The following is a 14,940-nucleotide window of genomic DNA, read 5'->3' on the forward strand; positions in this document are numbered from 1 at the left end:
CGCATACCTTCCCCCGCCGCACACCCCCTGCCTCGAGAACGGCCCGGCCATGATCCTGCTCCGCACCCACTCCAATCGCTGGGTCGCCCGCGCCCGCCGCGCCGGCGTCGCACTCGGACTGATCACCCTCGCCGCGGAGCTGTCGCGGCCGGTCTACAAGACCGTGCGCCTCGACGTCGAGAGCGGCGAGCGCATCCTGCTGCGCGACTCCGACTCGCTCGAGGAGGCGTTCGCGGTGCTGATCGCGGGCGTCGAGCGGGCCCGCCTCGCCGCGGAGCTGTCGGCCGTCGATGAAGGCGACGCCGATCCCGCCGAGGACGACCCCTTCGACGACGAGATGGCGGCCTGACCCGCCGATCGCCTCCGCGAGGTCAGGGCGTGCGCACGCCCCGGGTGTCGGCGGTCTGCTCGCTCGACAGGCGCTCGGCCTCGGCACCGCCGACGGCCTCGCCGCGCGCGACCATGCCGGCCTGGTCCGAGAGCGGGATCTGCTTGAGGAAGACTGCGAGCACCAGCGCGATCAGGATGAACGGGATCAGGTACCAGAAGACCGGCGCGAGCGAGTCGGCGTAGGCGGCGACGACTCCGTCCTGCACCGCCTGGGGCAGGGTCTCGAGGGTCTGCGGGTCGAGCGTGGCGGCCGCGGCGGAGGCGTCGCCCGAGCCGGCGAAGACGGCCGTCAGCTTCTCGGTGAGCGAGTTCGTGAAGATCGTGCCGAAGATCGCGACGCCCAGAGCCGCTCCCACCTCGCGGAAGTAGTTGTTCGAGCTGGTCGCGGTACCGATCTGCTCGGCGGGCACGGCGTTCTGCACGACGAGCACGACGACCTGCATGATCAGGCCGAGCCCCGCGCCGAAGACGAGGAGGTAGACGCAGATCAGCCAGATCGGAGTGTCGGCCGCCAGCGTCGTCATCGCCGTCATCGCGATCGCGGTGAGGATCGTGCCGACGATCGGGTAGATCTTGTACTTGCCGGTGCGGGTGATCAGGATGCCGGACGCGATCGACGTGCCCATCAGGCCGACCATCATCGGCAGCATCAGCAGGCCCGAGACGGCGGCCGAGGTGCCCGACGCCATCTGCAGGAACGTCGGGATGAAGGCGATCGCCGAGAACATGCCGAGGCCCAGCGTCAGGCCGATCGCGGTCGCGTTCACGAAGATCGGGTTGCGGAAGAGGCTCAGCGGGATGATCGGGTCCTCGGCCCGCGACTCCACCCAGATGAATCCGGCGACCGCGAGCGCGAAGCCGGCTCCGAAGAGCCAGGTCAGCGCGGCGCCCCAGCCGTACTCGGCGTCACCGCCGAAGTCGGTGAAGAAGATGAGCAGCGTGGTCGCGGCGGAGAGCAGGACGACTCCGGGGATGTCGATCCGCTTCTGCGCCTTCTTGCTCGGCAGGGTCAGCGCGAACCACGCGATGGCGAAGGCGCCGATGCCGACGGGGATGTTGATGTAGAACGCCCACTGCCAGGTCAGGTGGTCGACGAACAGGCCCCCGAGCAGCGGTCCGGCGATCGCCGAGAGTCCGAAGACCGCGCCGATCGGGCCGAGGTACTTGCCGCGCTCGTTCGCCGGCACGATGTCGGCGATGATCGCCTGCGAGAGGATCATCAGCCCGCCGCCGCCGAGGCCCTGCATCGCGCGGAACACGACGAAGCTCCAGAAGTCGCCCGCGAAGGCGCAGCCGACGGAGGCGATCGTGAACAGGGCGATCGCGATCAGGAAGAGGTTGCGCCGGCCGAGCACGTCGCCGAACTTGCCGTAGATCGGCATGACGATCGTGGTCGCGAGGAGGTAGGCGGTCGTGATCCAGGCCTGGTGCTCGACTCCGCCGAGCTGGCCGACGATGGTGGGCATCGCCGTCGACACGATGGTCTGGTCGAGGCTCGAGAGCAGCATGCCGGCGATGAGCGCCGAGAAGATGATCCAGATCCTGCGCTGCGTGAGCAGGAGCGGCTTCGTGTTACCGGCGGTGGTGGTCATCGGTCCTTCTCGGGGTCGGGGGTGCGGGTCAGGAGTGTGCGGGCGAGGTCGAGGCGTGCGCGGAGGACCGCGTTGAACGGCGGACCCTCGGGGTGGGCGAGCGACTGCTCGACGGCGTGCCGCGCGAGGGTGCCGACGAGCTGCACGGCGAGGCGGATGCGCGGGTCATCGGGCGCGACGCCCTCCCGCTCGGCGGAGAACCGCTCGAGGAGCCGGTCGCGCTCGCTGCCCGCCTGCATCAGTGCGGTGAAGAGCTTGGGCTCGCGCTCGAGCAGGGCGAAGAGCTGCTGGGCTCCGTCGGGGGTGAGCCCGATGCCCTCGAAGTGCTCGACCGCGAGGTCGACCAGAGCGTCGAGGAGGGTCGGCGACAGCGTGCCGGGCACGCCGCCTCCCGCGAGGAACCGCTCGAGAGTCTCGCCCTCGAGCCCCTCCTCGGGCCGGCCGAGCACGGCCTGCTCCTTCGTCGGGAAGTAGTTGAAGAAGGTGCGCCGCGAAACGCCGACGTCCTCGCAGAGCTCGTCGACGGTGAAGCCGCTGAGCCCGCGCTCGATCGCGAGGGTGCGCGCGCGGGCGCCGAGCAGGGCTCGCCGCTCCCGCATCCTCTGGTTTGCACTCTCGATCACAGAGTGCATTCTTGCACGAACTGCACTCAATGACAGCCCCGTATCGGAATGGACGAGGCCTGCTTCTCAGCACGGTCTGAGATCGGTCGGATAAAACCTTGTGAACAGAATCGTTCATATGGTTTTAGACTGCGCAGATGAGTCCTTCCGCCATCTCATCGCCGCTCCACGAGCTGCTCCTCGATGCCGGCATCGCCGTGCGCATCATCAGCGCGCGTGATCTGCGGATCACCACCTCGTCCGGCGACGAGATCGACGCGCACCTCGTCTTCACACCACGGCCGCCCACTCCGTCGGAGGTGCGCAAGCATGCGCTGGGAACGGCATCGGGCGCGGTGACCGCATTCGTGTCACCCCGCGCGAACAGCATCACCCGACGCCTCGCACTCGACGATCCCCGACTCGCCCTGTTCGGCTTGGACGATGGCACCGTCATCGTCCAAGGAGAGGATCTGACCGTCGCGAAGGACGATCGGCAGACGAGCGGCAGGCGACGCCGCGTGTCGTACGCGCTCTTCGCGCTCCAGCGAACGCTCGCGCGAACACGTGAACCGCGGTTCCAGAACGACCTGGCTCACGAATGCGGCGTCTCGCAGATGACGATCTCGAAGCTGCTCGGAGCAGATCCGCTCCTGGCGCAGCGCACCGGGCAGGGTTGGGTCGCTCGGGATCGTCGCGCTCTCGCCGAGCGTTTCCTCGCGGAGTACCCGGGTCCGGGCGGGCTCTCGCAGCTCTGGTACTCGATCCGACCCGTCATCGAGCAGGCGGAACAGGCTTCGGCATCGGGGCTGAGAGCGCTGCTGTCCGGGGACAGCGCCGCCGACCGTCTCGCACCGTGGAGGGTTCCGAGGCTCGCGGTGCTGTACGCCGACCGGAGCCTCCCGCTCGAAGCGTCAGGCTTCGCGGAGACCGATTCTCGCGAGGCCACCCTGCGAGTCCACGTCCCGATGGATCAGACGATCTGGGCGACAGCAGACGCGTGGTACCCGCGCGGACGCACCGTGGACCCACTCATCGCCGCGTGGGACCTGCAGCGCAGTGGCGGTCCCGACGCGGACGAAGCCGTGGAGCGCCTCCTGAGCAAGGAGGTGACGACGTGGCTGCGATGAGATCCGTCACACTCCCGTCCACGTCCCGAGCCGATGACGCAGCTCTCCTCGCACTGGCAGACGCATCACTCGCGATCGCCGAACTCGACGATGCGTGCATCGTCGGCGGGCAGATGGTCGCGCTCCTCTGCGCCGCCTTCCCGAGCGCCGACATGATCACGCGTCGAACGGTGGACGCGGATGCAGCAGTGTCTCCCGTCGTCGCCGCTGCGGGCACACTGCACGACCTGCTGATCACCAGCGGTTACAAGCCGGGTTCGGGCAACCACTACGTCTCGGGCGACCGCGAGATCGACGTCCTCGTACCGTCGCTCACGGGCCGGTTCGAGAGCTCGGAGCACGGCGGGCGCGGGTTCGACAGCGCACCGGGCCTGGACCTCGCTCTGCGCGGAACGCTCGAACTCGACGTGACGGTGATCCTGCTCGACGAGACCCCGCTCACGTTCTCCACGCGGGTCCCCGGGGTCGAACGAGCGCTGATCGTCAAGGCGCTCGCCTACGAGTCGCGGCGGGCACCGAAGGATCTGCTCGACATCTTCAACCTGATGCTGATCAGGAACGCGCACAGTCCTGAAGAGGTCGGCGGCTGGCGGATCGGTGACGAGGCGGGTACCGGAGCACGGGGTGACGCCGCCTCGGTGCTCCGCCGTATCGCCGGAGCGCCGGGACTCCGACTGATGCTCCGCGAGACGGGCGTTCCGCCCGGCCCGTTCGGCTCGCTCCTGCGCAGCTACATCAGCGCCGACTGACCAGCCGTCTCGCTGCGAGGAGGGCCCGACGCCCTCAGGCGCCGGGCCCCCACCGGTCAGAGCGTCAGCGTGTGCTCCCCCGCCCCGAGCTCGCGGTCGGCGGCGCCCGCCGCGCGGACCACCGCGGTGGCTCCCGCGGGCACCGTCACGGCGAGCGAGACGTCGTCGCCGGCGCGATCCCAGCGCACGCTCGCGAGGCCGTGCGGGGTCTCGAGGGTCGACTCCGCCCAGGTGAGGTCGCCGCCGGGCTGCGGGGCGATCAGGAGGCGGGAGTAGCCCGGGTCGAGCGGGGCCAGGCCGCCGACGACGCGGTGCAGCCAGTCGGCGACGGCGCCGAGCGCGTAGTGGTTGAAGCTCGTCATCTCGCCGGGGTTGATGCTGCCGTCGGGGAGCATCGAGTCCCAGCGCTCCCAGATCGTGGTCGCGCCCATCGTCACCGGGTAGAGCCACGACGGGCACTCGCGCTGCAGGAGCAGGCGGTACGCGGCGTCGACGTGCCCGGTCGACGAGAGGGCGTCGGTGATGAAGGGCGTGCCCGCGAAGCCGGTCGAGATCGTGTAGCCGCTCTCGGCGACGAGCTCGGCGAGCCGGTCGCCGGCCCAGCCCAGCTCGGAGTCGTCGAGCAGGCCGAAGACGATCGCGAGCGAGTAGACGGTGGTGCAGTCGCTGAAGACGCGCTGGTCGGCGACGTACTTCGCGCGGAAGGCGTCGCGCAGGGCCGAGGCCATCTGCGAGAACTCCTGCGCCTCCTCGTCGCGGCCGAGCACGGCCGCGGAGTCCGCCACGATGCGGGCCGTGCGGTAGGCGCAGGCCGTGGCGACGACTCCGGTGTCGGCCTTCGCGTCGGCCGGGGCGTCGGGGGCGGCGTCGGGGTCGAGCCAGTCGCCGAACTGGAAGCCGGTGTCCCAGACGCCCGACGCGGACAGCTTCGAGCGGACGCGGCGCGCGTGCGACGCCATCGACTCGAACGACTCCTCGAGCACCGTCGGGTCGCCGTACGCCTGCCAGACCGCCCACGGCACCCAGGCCGCGGCGTCGCTCCAGAGTGCGGTGGAGTCCATCGGAGGGAAGCTGGTCTCGGCCGCGCGGCGCTTGAGCACGTCGGGCACGACGAACGGCACGGCACCGTCGTGGTGCTGCTGCTCGAGGGCGAGGTCGCGGAGCCAGTCGCGGAGGAAGTCCTCGGCGTCGGCGAGGTACACGGCGGTCGGAGCGAACGCGGCGATGTCGCCCGTCCAGCCGAGGCGCTCGTCGCGCTGCGGGCAGTCGGTGGGCACATCGAGGAAGTTGCCGACCATGCCGCGGTAGACGTTGTCGTGCAGCTGGTCGAGCAGGGGCTCGGAGCTGCGGAACGTGCCGATGCGGCGGAGGTCGCTGCTGACGACGATCGCGGTGAGGGCCCCGTCGGCGATGTCCCCCGGCCAGCCGTCGACCTCCGCGTAGCGGAACCCGTGGAAGGTGAGGGTCGGCTCGAAGACGTCGGCGCCTCCCGACAGCGTGAAGCGATCGGTCGCCTTCGCCTCGCGGAGGGGCCGGACGCCCAGCTCGTCGTCCTCGAGGACCTCGGCGTGGCGCAGCGTGACGACGGTCCCCTCCGGCCCGGTGACCGCGACGCGGACCCAGCCGACGAGGTTCTCGCCGAAGTCGACGAGGGTGCGTCCCGACGGGCTGGTCCAGATCTTCTGCGGCGCGATCTCGGCGAGGCGGCGCACGGGCGGGGCGATGTAGGGCTCGAGCATCGCCGGGTCGACCTCGACCTCGTGGACGCCGACCCAGGCGGAGTCGTCGAATCCGGCGCTCGTCCAGCCGGTCGGCTCGCGGCGGGCGTCGATGTCCTGGCCGTCGTAGAGACTGTCGGCGGTGGTGGCGCTCGCGCCCGCGCGCCAGGAGTCGTCGGTCACGACGACCTGCTCGTGGCCGTCGGCGAAGCGGAGGCGCAGCTCGGCGGCCCCGGCGATCTCGGTTCCGTAGGGCGCGGCTCCCTCGCCCCAGCTCAGCCGGCCGCGGTACCAGCCGTCGCCGAGGGCGAGCCCGATCGTCACCGTGTCCCGGCCGCTGATCAGGGGCGTCACGTCGTGCTCGGAGTAGCGCAGGCGCCACTCGTAGCTCGTCCAGCCGGGGGTGAAGAGCTCGTCCGAGGCGGGCGCCCCGTCGATCCACGCCTCGACGATGCCGAGGGCCGAGAGGCGGAGGGCCGCCGAGACGACCTCGCCGTGCCCGGTGTCGAGCGGGATCTCGCGGCGGAGGAGGGGGGCGGCGCCGTCGAGAGCGTCGTCGGGGGCCAGGAAGCGGGCGGTCCAGTCGGTCATCGTCGTCCTTCTGCGTGGTGGTGTGCGGTGAGTGGGTCAGTGGCGCGGGGGGCCGGAGGAGTCGCGGACCCGGAGGATCGGCGTCCGCTCGAAGTGAACCGCCTCCGTCCGACCGTCGAGTCGCTCGAGCAGCAGGCGCACGGCCCGATCGCCGAGCTCCTCGCCGTACTGGTCGACGGTCGTCAGCGAGATGCCGGGGTGGCCGGCGACCTCGATGTCGTCGTAGCCGACGATCGCCAGGTCGGCGGAGGTGAGCCCCGCGTCGTCGCGCGCCCAGAGGGCGTCGAGGGCGAGGGAGTCGTTGCCGGCGAAGAGCGCGGTCGGGCGGTCGGGCGAGAGGAAGACCTCGAGCGAGCGGGCCCGCGCGTTCTCGACGACGGGGTCGAGGTGCAGCACCTGCACCTGGTCGGCGAGGCCGGCCTCGTGCATCCGGTGCTCGTAGCGCACGAGTCGGACGGAGTGCGGGGCGCCGGCCACCCGTCCGGTGATCTGCTCGCTGACGGTGAGGTGCGCGATGCGGCGGTGGCCGAGCGCGAAGAGGTGATCCATCACGGCGTCGGTGCCCGAGACGTCGTCGTTGGTCACCGTGTCGTATCCGGTCGAGTCGTCGTGCCGGCCGAGCATCACGATCGGCGTGCGGCGCGCGAGACGCTCGAGCCAGGCCGGCTCGACCATCGGCGAGACGGCGATCAGGCCGTCGACCTGCCGGTCGACGAGCGCCTCGATGGCACGGAAGCCCTCGCCCGAATCGCTCTGCGCCGGCGCGACGATGAGCTGGTAGCGGCTGCCCTCGAGCGCGGCGCTGGCTCCGGTGACGATGCGGTTGAAGAAGGCGTTGCCCAGGTGCGGGACCTCGACGCCGATGGTGAAGCTCGAGCCGCGCATCGCCCTCGCGGCGACGCTGGGTCGGTAGTCGAGCTCGTCGATCGCCGCGGTGACGCGCTCGCGCATCGACGGGCTGACTCCGTAGGCGTTGCGGATCACCTTCGAGACAGCGGCGCGCGAGACGCCTGCGCGCTGGGCGACGTCCTGGATCGTCGCGTGACGGTTGATGCTGTCGATCGAGCTCATCACGGCCTCCCCTGGGCCTTCGCGGACGATTCCTCCCGGAACCGCGCCTGGTCGAACGTGCCTGATCGCGGGTCGTCGACCGACGCCGCGAACGCCACTGTAACGGTTCACGCACGATCATGTAGATCGGTCCACGATTTCCCGTAGATCGATTGACACGTTTCACGGCAGCGACGTATGTTCTCCCTGCGCCGCTTCTCGGGCCGTCGTCGAACGGTGGGGAACGGCGCCTCGGGCACCCCCGCAACAGTGACGTTGTCGATACATGGAGGTATTTGGATGTCGTTCCGACAGAACCGGCGAGCACGGCTCGCCCTCGGCGCAGGAGGAGCGGCTCTCGCTCTCGCGCTCACCGGCTGCAGCACGGGCGGTGGCGGCGATTCCGCCGACGGCGCCACGCTCAGCGTGCTCATCGACAACCAGACGGCGACCGTCGAGCTCTGGGATGCGCTCAAGGCGGCGTTCGAGGAGGAGAACCCCGACATCACCCTCGACATCGAGACCCGCCCTCAGGGCAGCGAGGGCGACAACCTCATCAAGACGCGCCTCGCGACCGGCGAGATGAACGACGTCTTCGCCTACAACTCGGGCTCGCTCTTCCAGGCGCTCAACCCCGACCAGAACCTCGCTCCCCTCTCGGACGAGGCCTGGGTCGACTCGCTCGACGAGGGCTTCCGCACGGTCGTCTCGACCGACTCCGACCTCTACGGCATCCCGCTGGGCCAGGCGATGGGCGGTGCCGTGCTGTACAACAAGGACGTCTACAGCTCGCTCGGCCTCACGGTGCCGAAGACCTGGGACGAGTTCATCGCGAACAGCGAGGCGATCAAGGCCGCCGGCGACGTCGCGCCGATCATCCAGACCTACGGCGACACCTGGACCTCGCAGCTCTTCGTGCTCGGCGACTTCGCGAACGTCCTCGCGGAGGACCCCGAGTGGGCGACCGACTACACGGCGAACAAGGCCAAGTACGTCGACGAGCCGGCCCTCGCGGGCTTCGAGCACCTGCAGCAGGTCGCGGAGTCGGGTCTCACCAACGAGGACTACGCGTCGGCCACCTACGACGACGGCGTCCGGATGGTCGCGACCGGCGAGGGCGCTCAGTACCCGATGCTGACCTTCGCGGCCGGCCCGCTGATCCAGAACTACCCCGACTCGCTCGACAAGGTCGGCCTCTTCCCGCTGCCGGGCGAGTCCGCCGACTCGAACCCGCTGACGGTCTGGCAGCCCAACGCGGTCTACGTGCCCAAGTCGACCGAGGGCGCGAAGCTCGAGAGCGCGAAGAAGCTGATGGCGTTCCTCGTCACTCCCGAGAGCTGCGACATCCAGAGCGAGGTCGCGGCGCCCCAGGGGCCGTTCGTGGTCGACGGCTGCACCCTGCCGGACGACGTGCCCGCGCTGGTGTCGGACATGCAGCCCTACTTCGACGCCGACAACACGGGCCTCGCGCTCGAGTTCCTCTCGCCGATCAAGGGTCCGGCGCTCGAGCAGATCACGGTCGCCGTGGGCTCGGGCATCACCCCGGCCGCCGAGGGCGCCCAGCAGTACGACGACGACGTGACCAAGCAGGCCCAGCAGCTCGGCCTCGACGGCTGGTGACCGACGCCGGTGCGGCGGGCGACGGAGGCGACTCCGCGGCCCGCCGCACCGCCGGGGCGCCGCCCCTCCCCCCTCGCTTCCCGATCGACGGAGATCACATGACGACACTCACGGAGGAGCGCCCCGCGCCCACCCGCACCGCGGAACCGCCGAAGCGGCGCCGGGCCATGAAGAGCCCGTACCCGACCTGGTTCTACCTCCCCGCAGGCGTCTTCTACGTGGTGCTCTTCCTCGTTCCGACCGTCGCCTCGCTCTACTTCTCGCTCACCCGCTGGACGCTGTTCGACTCGACCTTCATCGGCTTCGACAACTTCGTCGCCTTCTTCCAGGACCCGGCGCTCTCGACCGGCTTCGTCAACACCTTCATCTACGCGCTGATCACCTCGGGCCTCAAGATCGTGCTCGGGATGGCCCTGGGGCTCCTCCTGAGCTCGCAGATCATCGGCCGCGGATTCCTCCGCAGCGTCGTCTTCTTCCCCGTGCTGGTGTCGACGATCGGCATCGGCATCACCTTCAAGGTGCTGCTGGACCCCTTCGACGGGATCGTCAACCAGGGACTCGCCGCCATCGGCGTCGCGGGGCCCGGCTGGCTGACGGACCCGCAGTGGGCGCTGTTCTCGGTCGCCCTGGTCGACGTCTGGAAGGGCGTCGGGCTGGCGACCCTCATCTACATCGCGGGCATCGTCGCGATCCCGCAGGACTACTTCGAGGCCGCCCGCGTCGACGGCGCCGGCGCCTGGCACAACTTCCGGCACATCACCCTGCCGCTGCTGCGCCCCGCCACCGTGACCGTGGTCCTCCTCTCCCTCATCGGCGGTCTGCGCTCGTTCGACCTGATCTGGGCGATGACGAAGGGCGGGCCGGGCTTCACGAGCGACGTGGTCGCCTCCGTCATCTACAAGCAGTACCAGGCGGGCTTCTACGGTCTCTCGACCGCGGGCAACGTCATCCTCTTCCTCGTCGTGGCGGCGATCATCTTCCCGCTGTCGGCCTGGCTCAACCGGAAGGACAACGAGCAGTGACCACCACCCCGCTCACCCCGTCCCCGCTCGCGAAGGCGCCGCTCGACGTCGATCCGCTCCGCGCCAAGGTGAAGCAGCGCGGTGTCGGCCGCGGCTCGCGCGCCTGGCGGTACGGAGGCGGTATCGCCGCGATCGTGCTGTCGGTCATCGTCTTCATCGTCCCCTTCGCCTTCATCGTGCTCACCGCGTCGAAGACGCAGCAGGAGTCGTCGCTGCTCGGCTTCACCTTCCCCACCCAGTGGCAGTTCTTCGAGAACCTGCAGGCCGTGATCGAGGCGCGCGACTTCCTCCTGCTGCGCGCCTTCGTGAACAGCGCGGTCCTGACGATCGTCTCGGTGACGGTGATGGTGGTGCTCGCCGCGATGGTCGGCTACGTGCTGCAGCGCCGCCGGTCGAAGTGGAACCCGCTCGTCAACGGCTTCGTCCTCGCCGGCCTGATCATCCCGCCGGCCGTGGTGCCGACGATCTGGGTGCTGCAGGGCCTCGAGCTCTTCAAGACCCTCCCCGGCCTCATCGCGGTGCACGTCGCGTTCGGCCTGTCGTTCTGCATCCTCCTGTTCCGCGCCTTCGTCTCGACGATCCCGCGCGAGCTCGACGAGGCCGCCGTGATCGACGGGGCCGGCCCGTTCCGCCTCTTCTTCACCGTGGTGCTGCCGCTGCTGAAGCCCGTGATCGTCACCGTGATCGTGGTGCAGGCCGTCGCGGTGTTCAACGACTTCACCTACGCGCTGTACTTCCTCCCCGGGGACGACAACGCCACTGTGCAGCTGACGCTCTACAACTTCTCGTCGCAGTCGCAGTCGTCGTGGAACCTCCTCTTCATGGACGTGCTGCTCATCACGATCCCGCCGCTGGTGATGTACATCTTCTTCAACCGCCAGATCGTGGCCGGCATGACGTCCGGAGCGGTGAAGGGCTGAGGCCGCTCTCCTCTCGTCGATCGGGTCTCAGCCGCCCTCTCCGGGACGCTCGGTCCACCGCGCCGCCTCGGCGGGCGGATCGGTCCGCGGAAGATCGGCGGGACCGATCAGACGTCGGAGCCACGCGGGGCGGCGGGACCGGGTGAGGGCCCTCCGCCACCGCGCATCGGTCAGCGCCTCCTGCGCGGGGTCGAGGAGGCGCCGGCCGCCTCCCTCCCACACCTCGATGCGCACGAGCGGCGGATGCGACCGGTGCAGGTGCCGCGCGGGCTCGCGCTCGGGGTGGGCGTGCCCGACGCGGGTCCGCAGCTGCTGCTCGAGCTGCTCCGGGTCGGCCGCCGACCAGGTGCTGACGCCCACACCGCCGTCGGGCAGCGGGAAGCGCTCGGTGACCCGCAGCGGGAGCTCGTCGAGGGAGGGGGACATCGTTCGGCCTTCCGGAGTCGGCGCCCCGCAGGACGCGTCGGGTGAGGTGGGAGGGGGCTCCCGCGCGGAGCCCCCTCCCTTATCTGTGCTCAGCGCTGACTGATCAGTGCTGGACGCGCAGTGCGCGCATCCGGCGGAGGCCGAGCAGACCGCCGCCCGTCAGCAGCAGCAGCGCCCCGCCCGCGGCCAGCGGACCGGCCGCCGCTCCCGTGGAGGCGAGGACGGTCGGCACGAGTCCGATCGCCGGCACGACGACCTGCGCGCACGACGCGGACGCCTCGTCGGAGCAGGGGCTGCGGACGAGGGTCGGCTCGAAGCCGGCCGGCAGGTCGTCGATCCTCGCCCGGTTGGTGACGGTCCAGGCGTCGACCCCGTCGGCGACGACGCCCGTCACCGTGAAGGTCGCCGAGGCCCCGGGGGCCAGATCCAGCCCCTCCACCGACAGGTCGGCGGAGGCGGGCCCGCCGTCGCGCGAGATCGTCACGTAGGACAGGTGCGCGAGCGTCGGCACGTCGGTGAGCGTCACGCCCTCGGCCGGACGGTCGCCGATGTTCGAGACCTCGATCGTGAAGCCCGCCCTGCCGCCGTGGGCGACCGACTCGTGGAGGGCGGTCTTCTCGATCTCGAGCCTGCCGCCGACCGGCGGCACGGGGATCTCGGCGCACGAGGACGCGGCGTCGTCGGCGCAGGGGTTCTGCACCGTCGGCGGATCGAATCCGTCGGGCTGGCGGGAGATGGTCGCGCGGTTGGGGATCGTCACCGCGTCGTAGCCGTCGGCGACCCGACCGGTCACGTGCAGCGCGATCTGACCGCCCGCCGGGATCCGCAGGCCCGTGACGGGCTCAGACACCGACTGGACGCCGCCCCGGCCGTCCTCGATCGTCACGTCGGAGATGTGCTCGAGCACCGGCACATCGGTGACGCTGACATCGGTCGCCTCGACGGTGCCCGAGTTGCCCACGACGACGTCGAAGCCGGCCTGCCCGCCGTGCTCGACCGAGGGCTGCGAGGCCGTCTTCTGCAGCCACAGCCGGCCCTCGCCGACCGTGTGCGGCACGGTCGCGCAGGGGTTCGCATCGGTCCCGGTCCCCGAGTCGGAGGGGACGAACGGCGCTCCCGCGACGCACGCGGTGTTGACGAGAGAGCCGTCACCTCCCGCGCGGACGACGACGTCGAAGGCGAGCTCGGCGACCGTCCCGACCGGGAGGGTGCCCGCAGCCCAGGCGATCCGCCCCGTGGCCGGATCGATCGAGGCCGTGCCGTGCGAGGTGCGGATCGACTCCGCGTCGAGATCGGCGTCGTCGAGCACCCCCTCGTCGAGGTAGTCGACGACCGCGGCGTCGGCGTGGTCGCCGGAGCCGTCCGAGGTGAGCGTCACCCGGTAGGGCACCCGCGCGCCCGGCAGCAGCGGCGCGTCGGAGGCGACGGTCGAGCTCTTCGCGAGGGTGAGGTGCGGAGCGAGGCCGTCGAGACCCGCGGTCGCGGTAGCCGAGTCGGACCCGAACGTGTAGTCGTCGATCGCCCGCAGGTCGCCGTACGACCCGTGCACCGAGTCGTTCGCGTTCGGGGTGCGCCCCTCGCCGGAGTCGTCCGCCTCCCAGCGGTGCACCCCCGCGCTCGACTCCGTGCCGTCCTGGGCCGACAGCGCCTCGGCCGTCGTCGAGTAGCGCTCGGCGTTCGAGGAGGAGAGGAGGGAGTCGTCCCAGTGGATCGCGGACGGGCTGGTGCCGCCTCCCGTCGACCGCACGATCGCGATGCCGCCCGACGACGTCTCGGCGTCGACGCGGGTGAAGTGGAACTCGTTGGTCCGGCCGATCGACGCGCGGAACCCGACGTCGGGATCACCGGTGTCGACCGCGGCGCCCTGCGCGTCGAGACCGTCCCAGTCGACCGAGAACGGGCCGGGCTCGGCGACGATCTCGGTGAGGTGCACGTCGCGCGCTCCCCGGTGGTCGCCGTCGCCGTCGGCGTCGATGTCGACCGTCACCGTCCCCGGCTGGGTGCCGAGCGTGCCGGTGAGCGATCCCGCGTTCGACGCGGATCCCGCCCGTCGGTAGGCCAGCCCCTCGATCGTCGGCGCCCGGTAGTCGGGCGCGATCGAGGGAGGGAGGTCATCGGACGGCGGATCGAGGAAGAGCTTGTAGGTCTGCAGACCCTCGATGCCGGAGCGCCCGGAGGCCTGCACGTACTGCGCCCCGACTCCGCCCGCCTCGCTCGACTGCGGCATCGGGACCGAGAGGTAGGACGGATCGGAGGACCCGACCCGCACGTTGCCCTTGTTCGTCGCCTGGAGCGTCGACGCGACTCCGTCGTAGCCGCGCAGCGTCATGTCGTACCGGGCACCCGTCTCGGTGACGGCGTACAGAGTGAAAGACGCACTCCGCTCCCCCGGACCGGCGTAGCCGGCCCTCGCTCCCGACTGGATCGCGTAGGACTCGGACCAGACGCGGCCCGCGAGCGCATCGCCGCCCGCGTCGGCGACCCCGATGCTCCACAGCAGGTTGACCGGTGCGGTCACGTCGTCGTCGGTCACGCTGACGCGGAAGACCCCCGTCTCGGCCGCGACGAACGAGCCTCCCGCCGCCTCGGTCGGCGGAGCACCCGGCGCGAACGCCTGCGCGTCGAGGACCGAGCCGTCGGGCGCCGTGATCGCCGCGGTGCCGCCTCCGCTCTCGCCCTCCGCCGACCCCGAGCCGCCCTTCAGCGGATGGAGGTCGACGCGGAGCGTCTCGCCCTTCTGCACCCACGCCGACACGGTCGTCACGCCGTCGTTCGTCGCCCCGCCGTGCAGGAGCGTGTTCTCGATCGTCGTGCGCGGTGCGTCCGCCGCCGCGGCGGGCATCGCCGCCACCCCACCGCCGACCGCTGCGCCGCCGAGCAGTCCGCCGACGAGCGCGCAGCCCGCCGTCGTGCCCGCGAACGCGCGGACGGCTCGCGCCCGCCGCCTTCGACGGCCAGCCGGCCCCGACCGTTCCGTTCGACTCATCCGATGTCCTCTCCTCAGCCGCTCGGTGCTCGGCACCGGCGACGGTTCACGTCAGCCCCGTGCCAGGAGAGTAATGCTCACTTTCGTGTGGCCGCAGGCGCGATGTCCGATCTGTGGACAACGGGCGGCGGCGCCGGATGGTGT

12 protein-coding genes are annotated in these 14,940 nt (G+C 70.8%); 6 read left to right on the forward strand and 6 right to left on the reverse strand.

Going from position 1 to position 14,940, the window contains the following annotated elements; genetic code table 11:
• Positions 1 to 49 precede the first annotated feature (49 nt).
• The gene (locus tag GRS92_RS07260) at positions 50 to 349 is read left to right on the forward strand and encodes a hypothetical protein (RefSeq protein WP_159854686.1); all 300 of its coding nucleotides are present in this window, start codon (positions 50 to 52) and stop codon (positions 347 to 349) included.
• 22 nt (positions 350 to 371) lie between these two features.
• Here the strand turns inward: GRS92_RS07260 and GRS92_RS07265 are convergent, their stop codons facing one another.
• Both GRS92_RS07265 and GRS92_RS07270 read right to left on the reverse strand, forming a co-directional pair.
• Positions 372 to 1,982 (reverse strand): MDR family MFS transporter, encoded by a 1,611-nt coding sequence (locus GRS92_RS07265; protein WP_159854687.1) that lies wholly within the window; start codon positions 1,980 to 1,982, stop codon positions 372 to 374.
• Complete coding sequence (locus GRS92_RS07270) at positions 1,979 to 2,605, reverse strand: TetR/AcrR family transcriptional regulator (protein WP_159854688.1); 627 nt, start codon at positions 2,603 to 2,605, stop codon at positions 1,979 to 1,981. Before GRS92_RS07270 ends, GRS92_RS07265 begins: the two co-directional genes overlap by 4 nt.
• Positions 2,606 to 2,802: 197 nt before the next feature.
• On the opposite strand from GRS92_RS07270, the gene GRS92_RS07275 reads away from it, so the two are divergent.
• Complete coding sequence (locus GRS92_RS07275; protein WP_235021862.1) at positions 2,803 to 3,714, forward strand: hypothetical protein; 912 nt, start codon at positions 2,803 to 2,805, stop codon at positions 3,712 to 3,714.
• Between the two features lie 113 nt (positions 3,715 to 3,827).
• Entirely contained in the window at positions 3,828 to 4,463 is a 636-nt protein-coding gene (locus tag GRS92_RS07280; protein WP_159854690.1) for a hypothetical protein, read from the forward strand.
• Between the two features lie 56 nt (positions 4,464 to 4,519).
• On the opposite strand, the gene GRS92_RS07285 is transcribed toward GRS92_RS07280, so the two are convergent.
• Complete coding sequence (locus GRS92_RS07285; RefSeq protein ID WP_159854691.1) at positions 4,520 to 6,772, reverse strand: alpha-L-rhamnosidase; 2,253 nt, start codon at positions 6,770 to 6,772, stop codon at positions 4,520 to 4,522.
• A gap of 36 nt (positions 6,773 to 6,808) precedes the next feature.
• Entirely contained in the window at positions 6,809 to 7,843 is a 1,035-nt protein-coding gene (locus tag GRS92_RS07290; protein ID WP_159854692.1) for a LacI family DNA-binding transcriptional regulator, read from the reverse strand.
• Between the two features lie 279 nt (positions 7,844 to 8,122).
• Between GRS92_RS07290 and GRS92_RS07295 the strand changes: the two genes are divergently transcribed.
• The 3 genes from GRS92_RS07295 (at position 8,123) to GRS92_RS07305 (ending at position 11,384) form a co-directional block, all read left to right on the forward strand.
• On the forward strand, positions 8,123 to 9,442 hold the full coding sequence (locus GRS92_RS07295; protein ID WP_159854693.1) for an ABC transporter substrate-binding protein: 1,320 nt from the start codon (positions 8,123 to 8,125) through the stop codon (positions 9,440 to 9,442).
• Positions 9,443 to 9,540: 98 nt separating this feature from the next.
• Positions 9,541 to 10,464: a carbohydrate ABC transporter permease gene (locus GRS92_RS07300; protein ID WP_159854695.1), complete on the forward strand. Its 924-nt coding sequence runs from the start codon at positions 9,541 to 9,543 to the stop codon at positions 10,462 to 10,464.
• A gap of 68 nt (positions 10,465 to 10,532) precedes the next feature.
• Positions 10,533 to 11,384, forward strand: a complete 852-nt coding sequence (locus tag GRS92_RS07305; protein WP_159854882.1) for a carbohydrate ABC transporter permease — start codon at positions 10,533 to 10,535, stop codon at positions 11,382 to 11,384.
• Positions 11,385 to 11,411: 27 nt separating this feature from the next.
• Here GRS92_RS07305 and GRS92_RS07310 read toward each other — a convergent pair whose 3' ends face one another.
• Positions 11,412 to 11,810, reverse strand: a complete 399-nt coding sequence (locus GRS92_RS07310) for a hypothetical protein (RefSeq protein ID WP_159854697.1) — start codon at positions 11,808 to 11,810, stop codon at positions 11,412 to 11,414.
• A 103-nt stretch (positions 11,811 to 11,913) separates the two neighbouring features.
• Positions 11,914 to 14,796, reverse strand: a complete 2,883-nt coding sequence (locus GRS92_RS07315; protein ID WP_159854699.1) for a DUF7927 domain-containing protein — start codon at positions 14,794 to 14,796, stop codon at positions 11,914 to 11,916.
• Positions 14,797 to 14,940 lie beyond the last annotated feature (144 nt).

Source organism: Rathayibacter sp. VKM Ac-2754, from assembly GCF_009807095.1.
Classification (GTDB): Bacteria; Actinomycetota; Actinomycetes; order Actinomycetales; family Microbacteriaceae; genus Rathayibacter.

What these genes read in the sequence shown, in the direction of transcription:
- GRS92_RS07260 (WP_159854686.1), top strand. Translation starts at nt 50, where the DNA reads ATGATCCTGCTCCGCACCCACTCCAATCGCTGGGTCGCCCGCGCCCGC.
- GRS92_RS07265 (WP_159854687.1), bottom strand. Translation starts at nt 1,982, where the DNA reads ATGACCACCACCGCCGGTAACACGAAGCCGCTCCTGCTCACGCAGCGC.
- GRS92_RS07280 (WP_159854690.1), top strand. Translation starts at nt 3,828, where the DNA reads ATGGTCGCGCTCCTCTGCGCCGCCTTCCCGAGCGCCGACATGATCACG.
- GRS92_RS07285 (WP_159854691.1), bottom strand. Translation starts at nt 6,772, where the DNA reads ATGACCGACTGGACCGCCCGCTTCCTGGCCCCCGACGACGCTCTCGAC.
- GRS92_RS07290 (WP_159854692.1), bottom strand. Translation starts at nt 7,843, where the DNA reads ATGAGCTCGATCGACAGCATCAACCGTCACGCGACGATCCAGGACGTC.
- GRS92_RS07295 (WP_159854693.1), top strand. Translation starts at nt 8,123, where the DNA reads ATGTCGTTCCGACAGAACCGGCGAGCACGGCTCGCCCTCGGCGCAGGA.
- GRS92_RS07300 (WP_159854695.1), top strand. Translation starts at nt 9,541, where the DNA reads ATGACGACACTCACGGAGGAGCGCCCCGCGCCCACCCGCACCGCGGAA.
- GRS92_RS07310 (WP_159854697.1), bottom strand. Translation starts at nt 11,810, where the DNA reads ATGTCCCCCTCCCTCGACGAGCTCCCGCTGCGGGTCACCGAGCGCTTC.
- GRS92_RS07315 (WP_159854699.1), bottom strand. Translation starts at nt 14,796, where the DNA reads ATGAGTCGAACGGAACGGTCGGGGCCGGCTGGCCGTCGAAGGCGGCGG.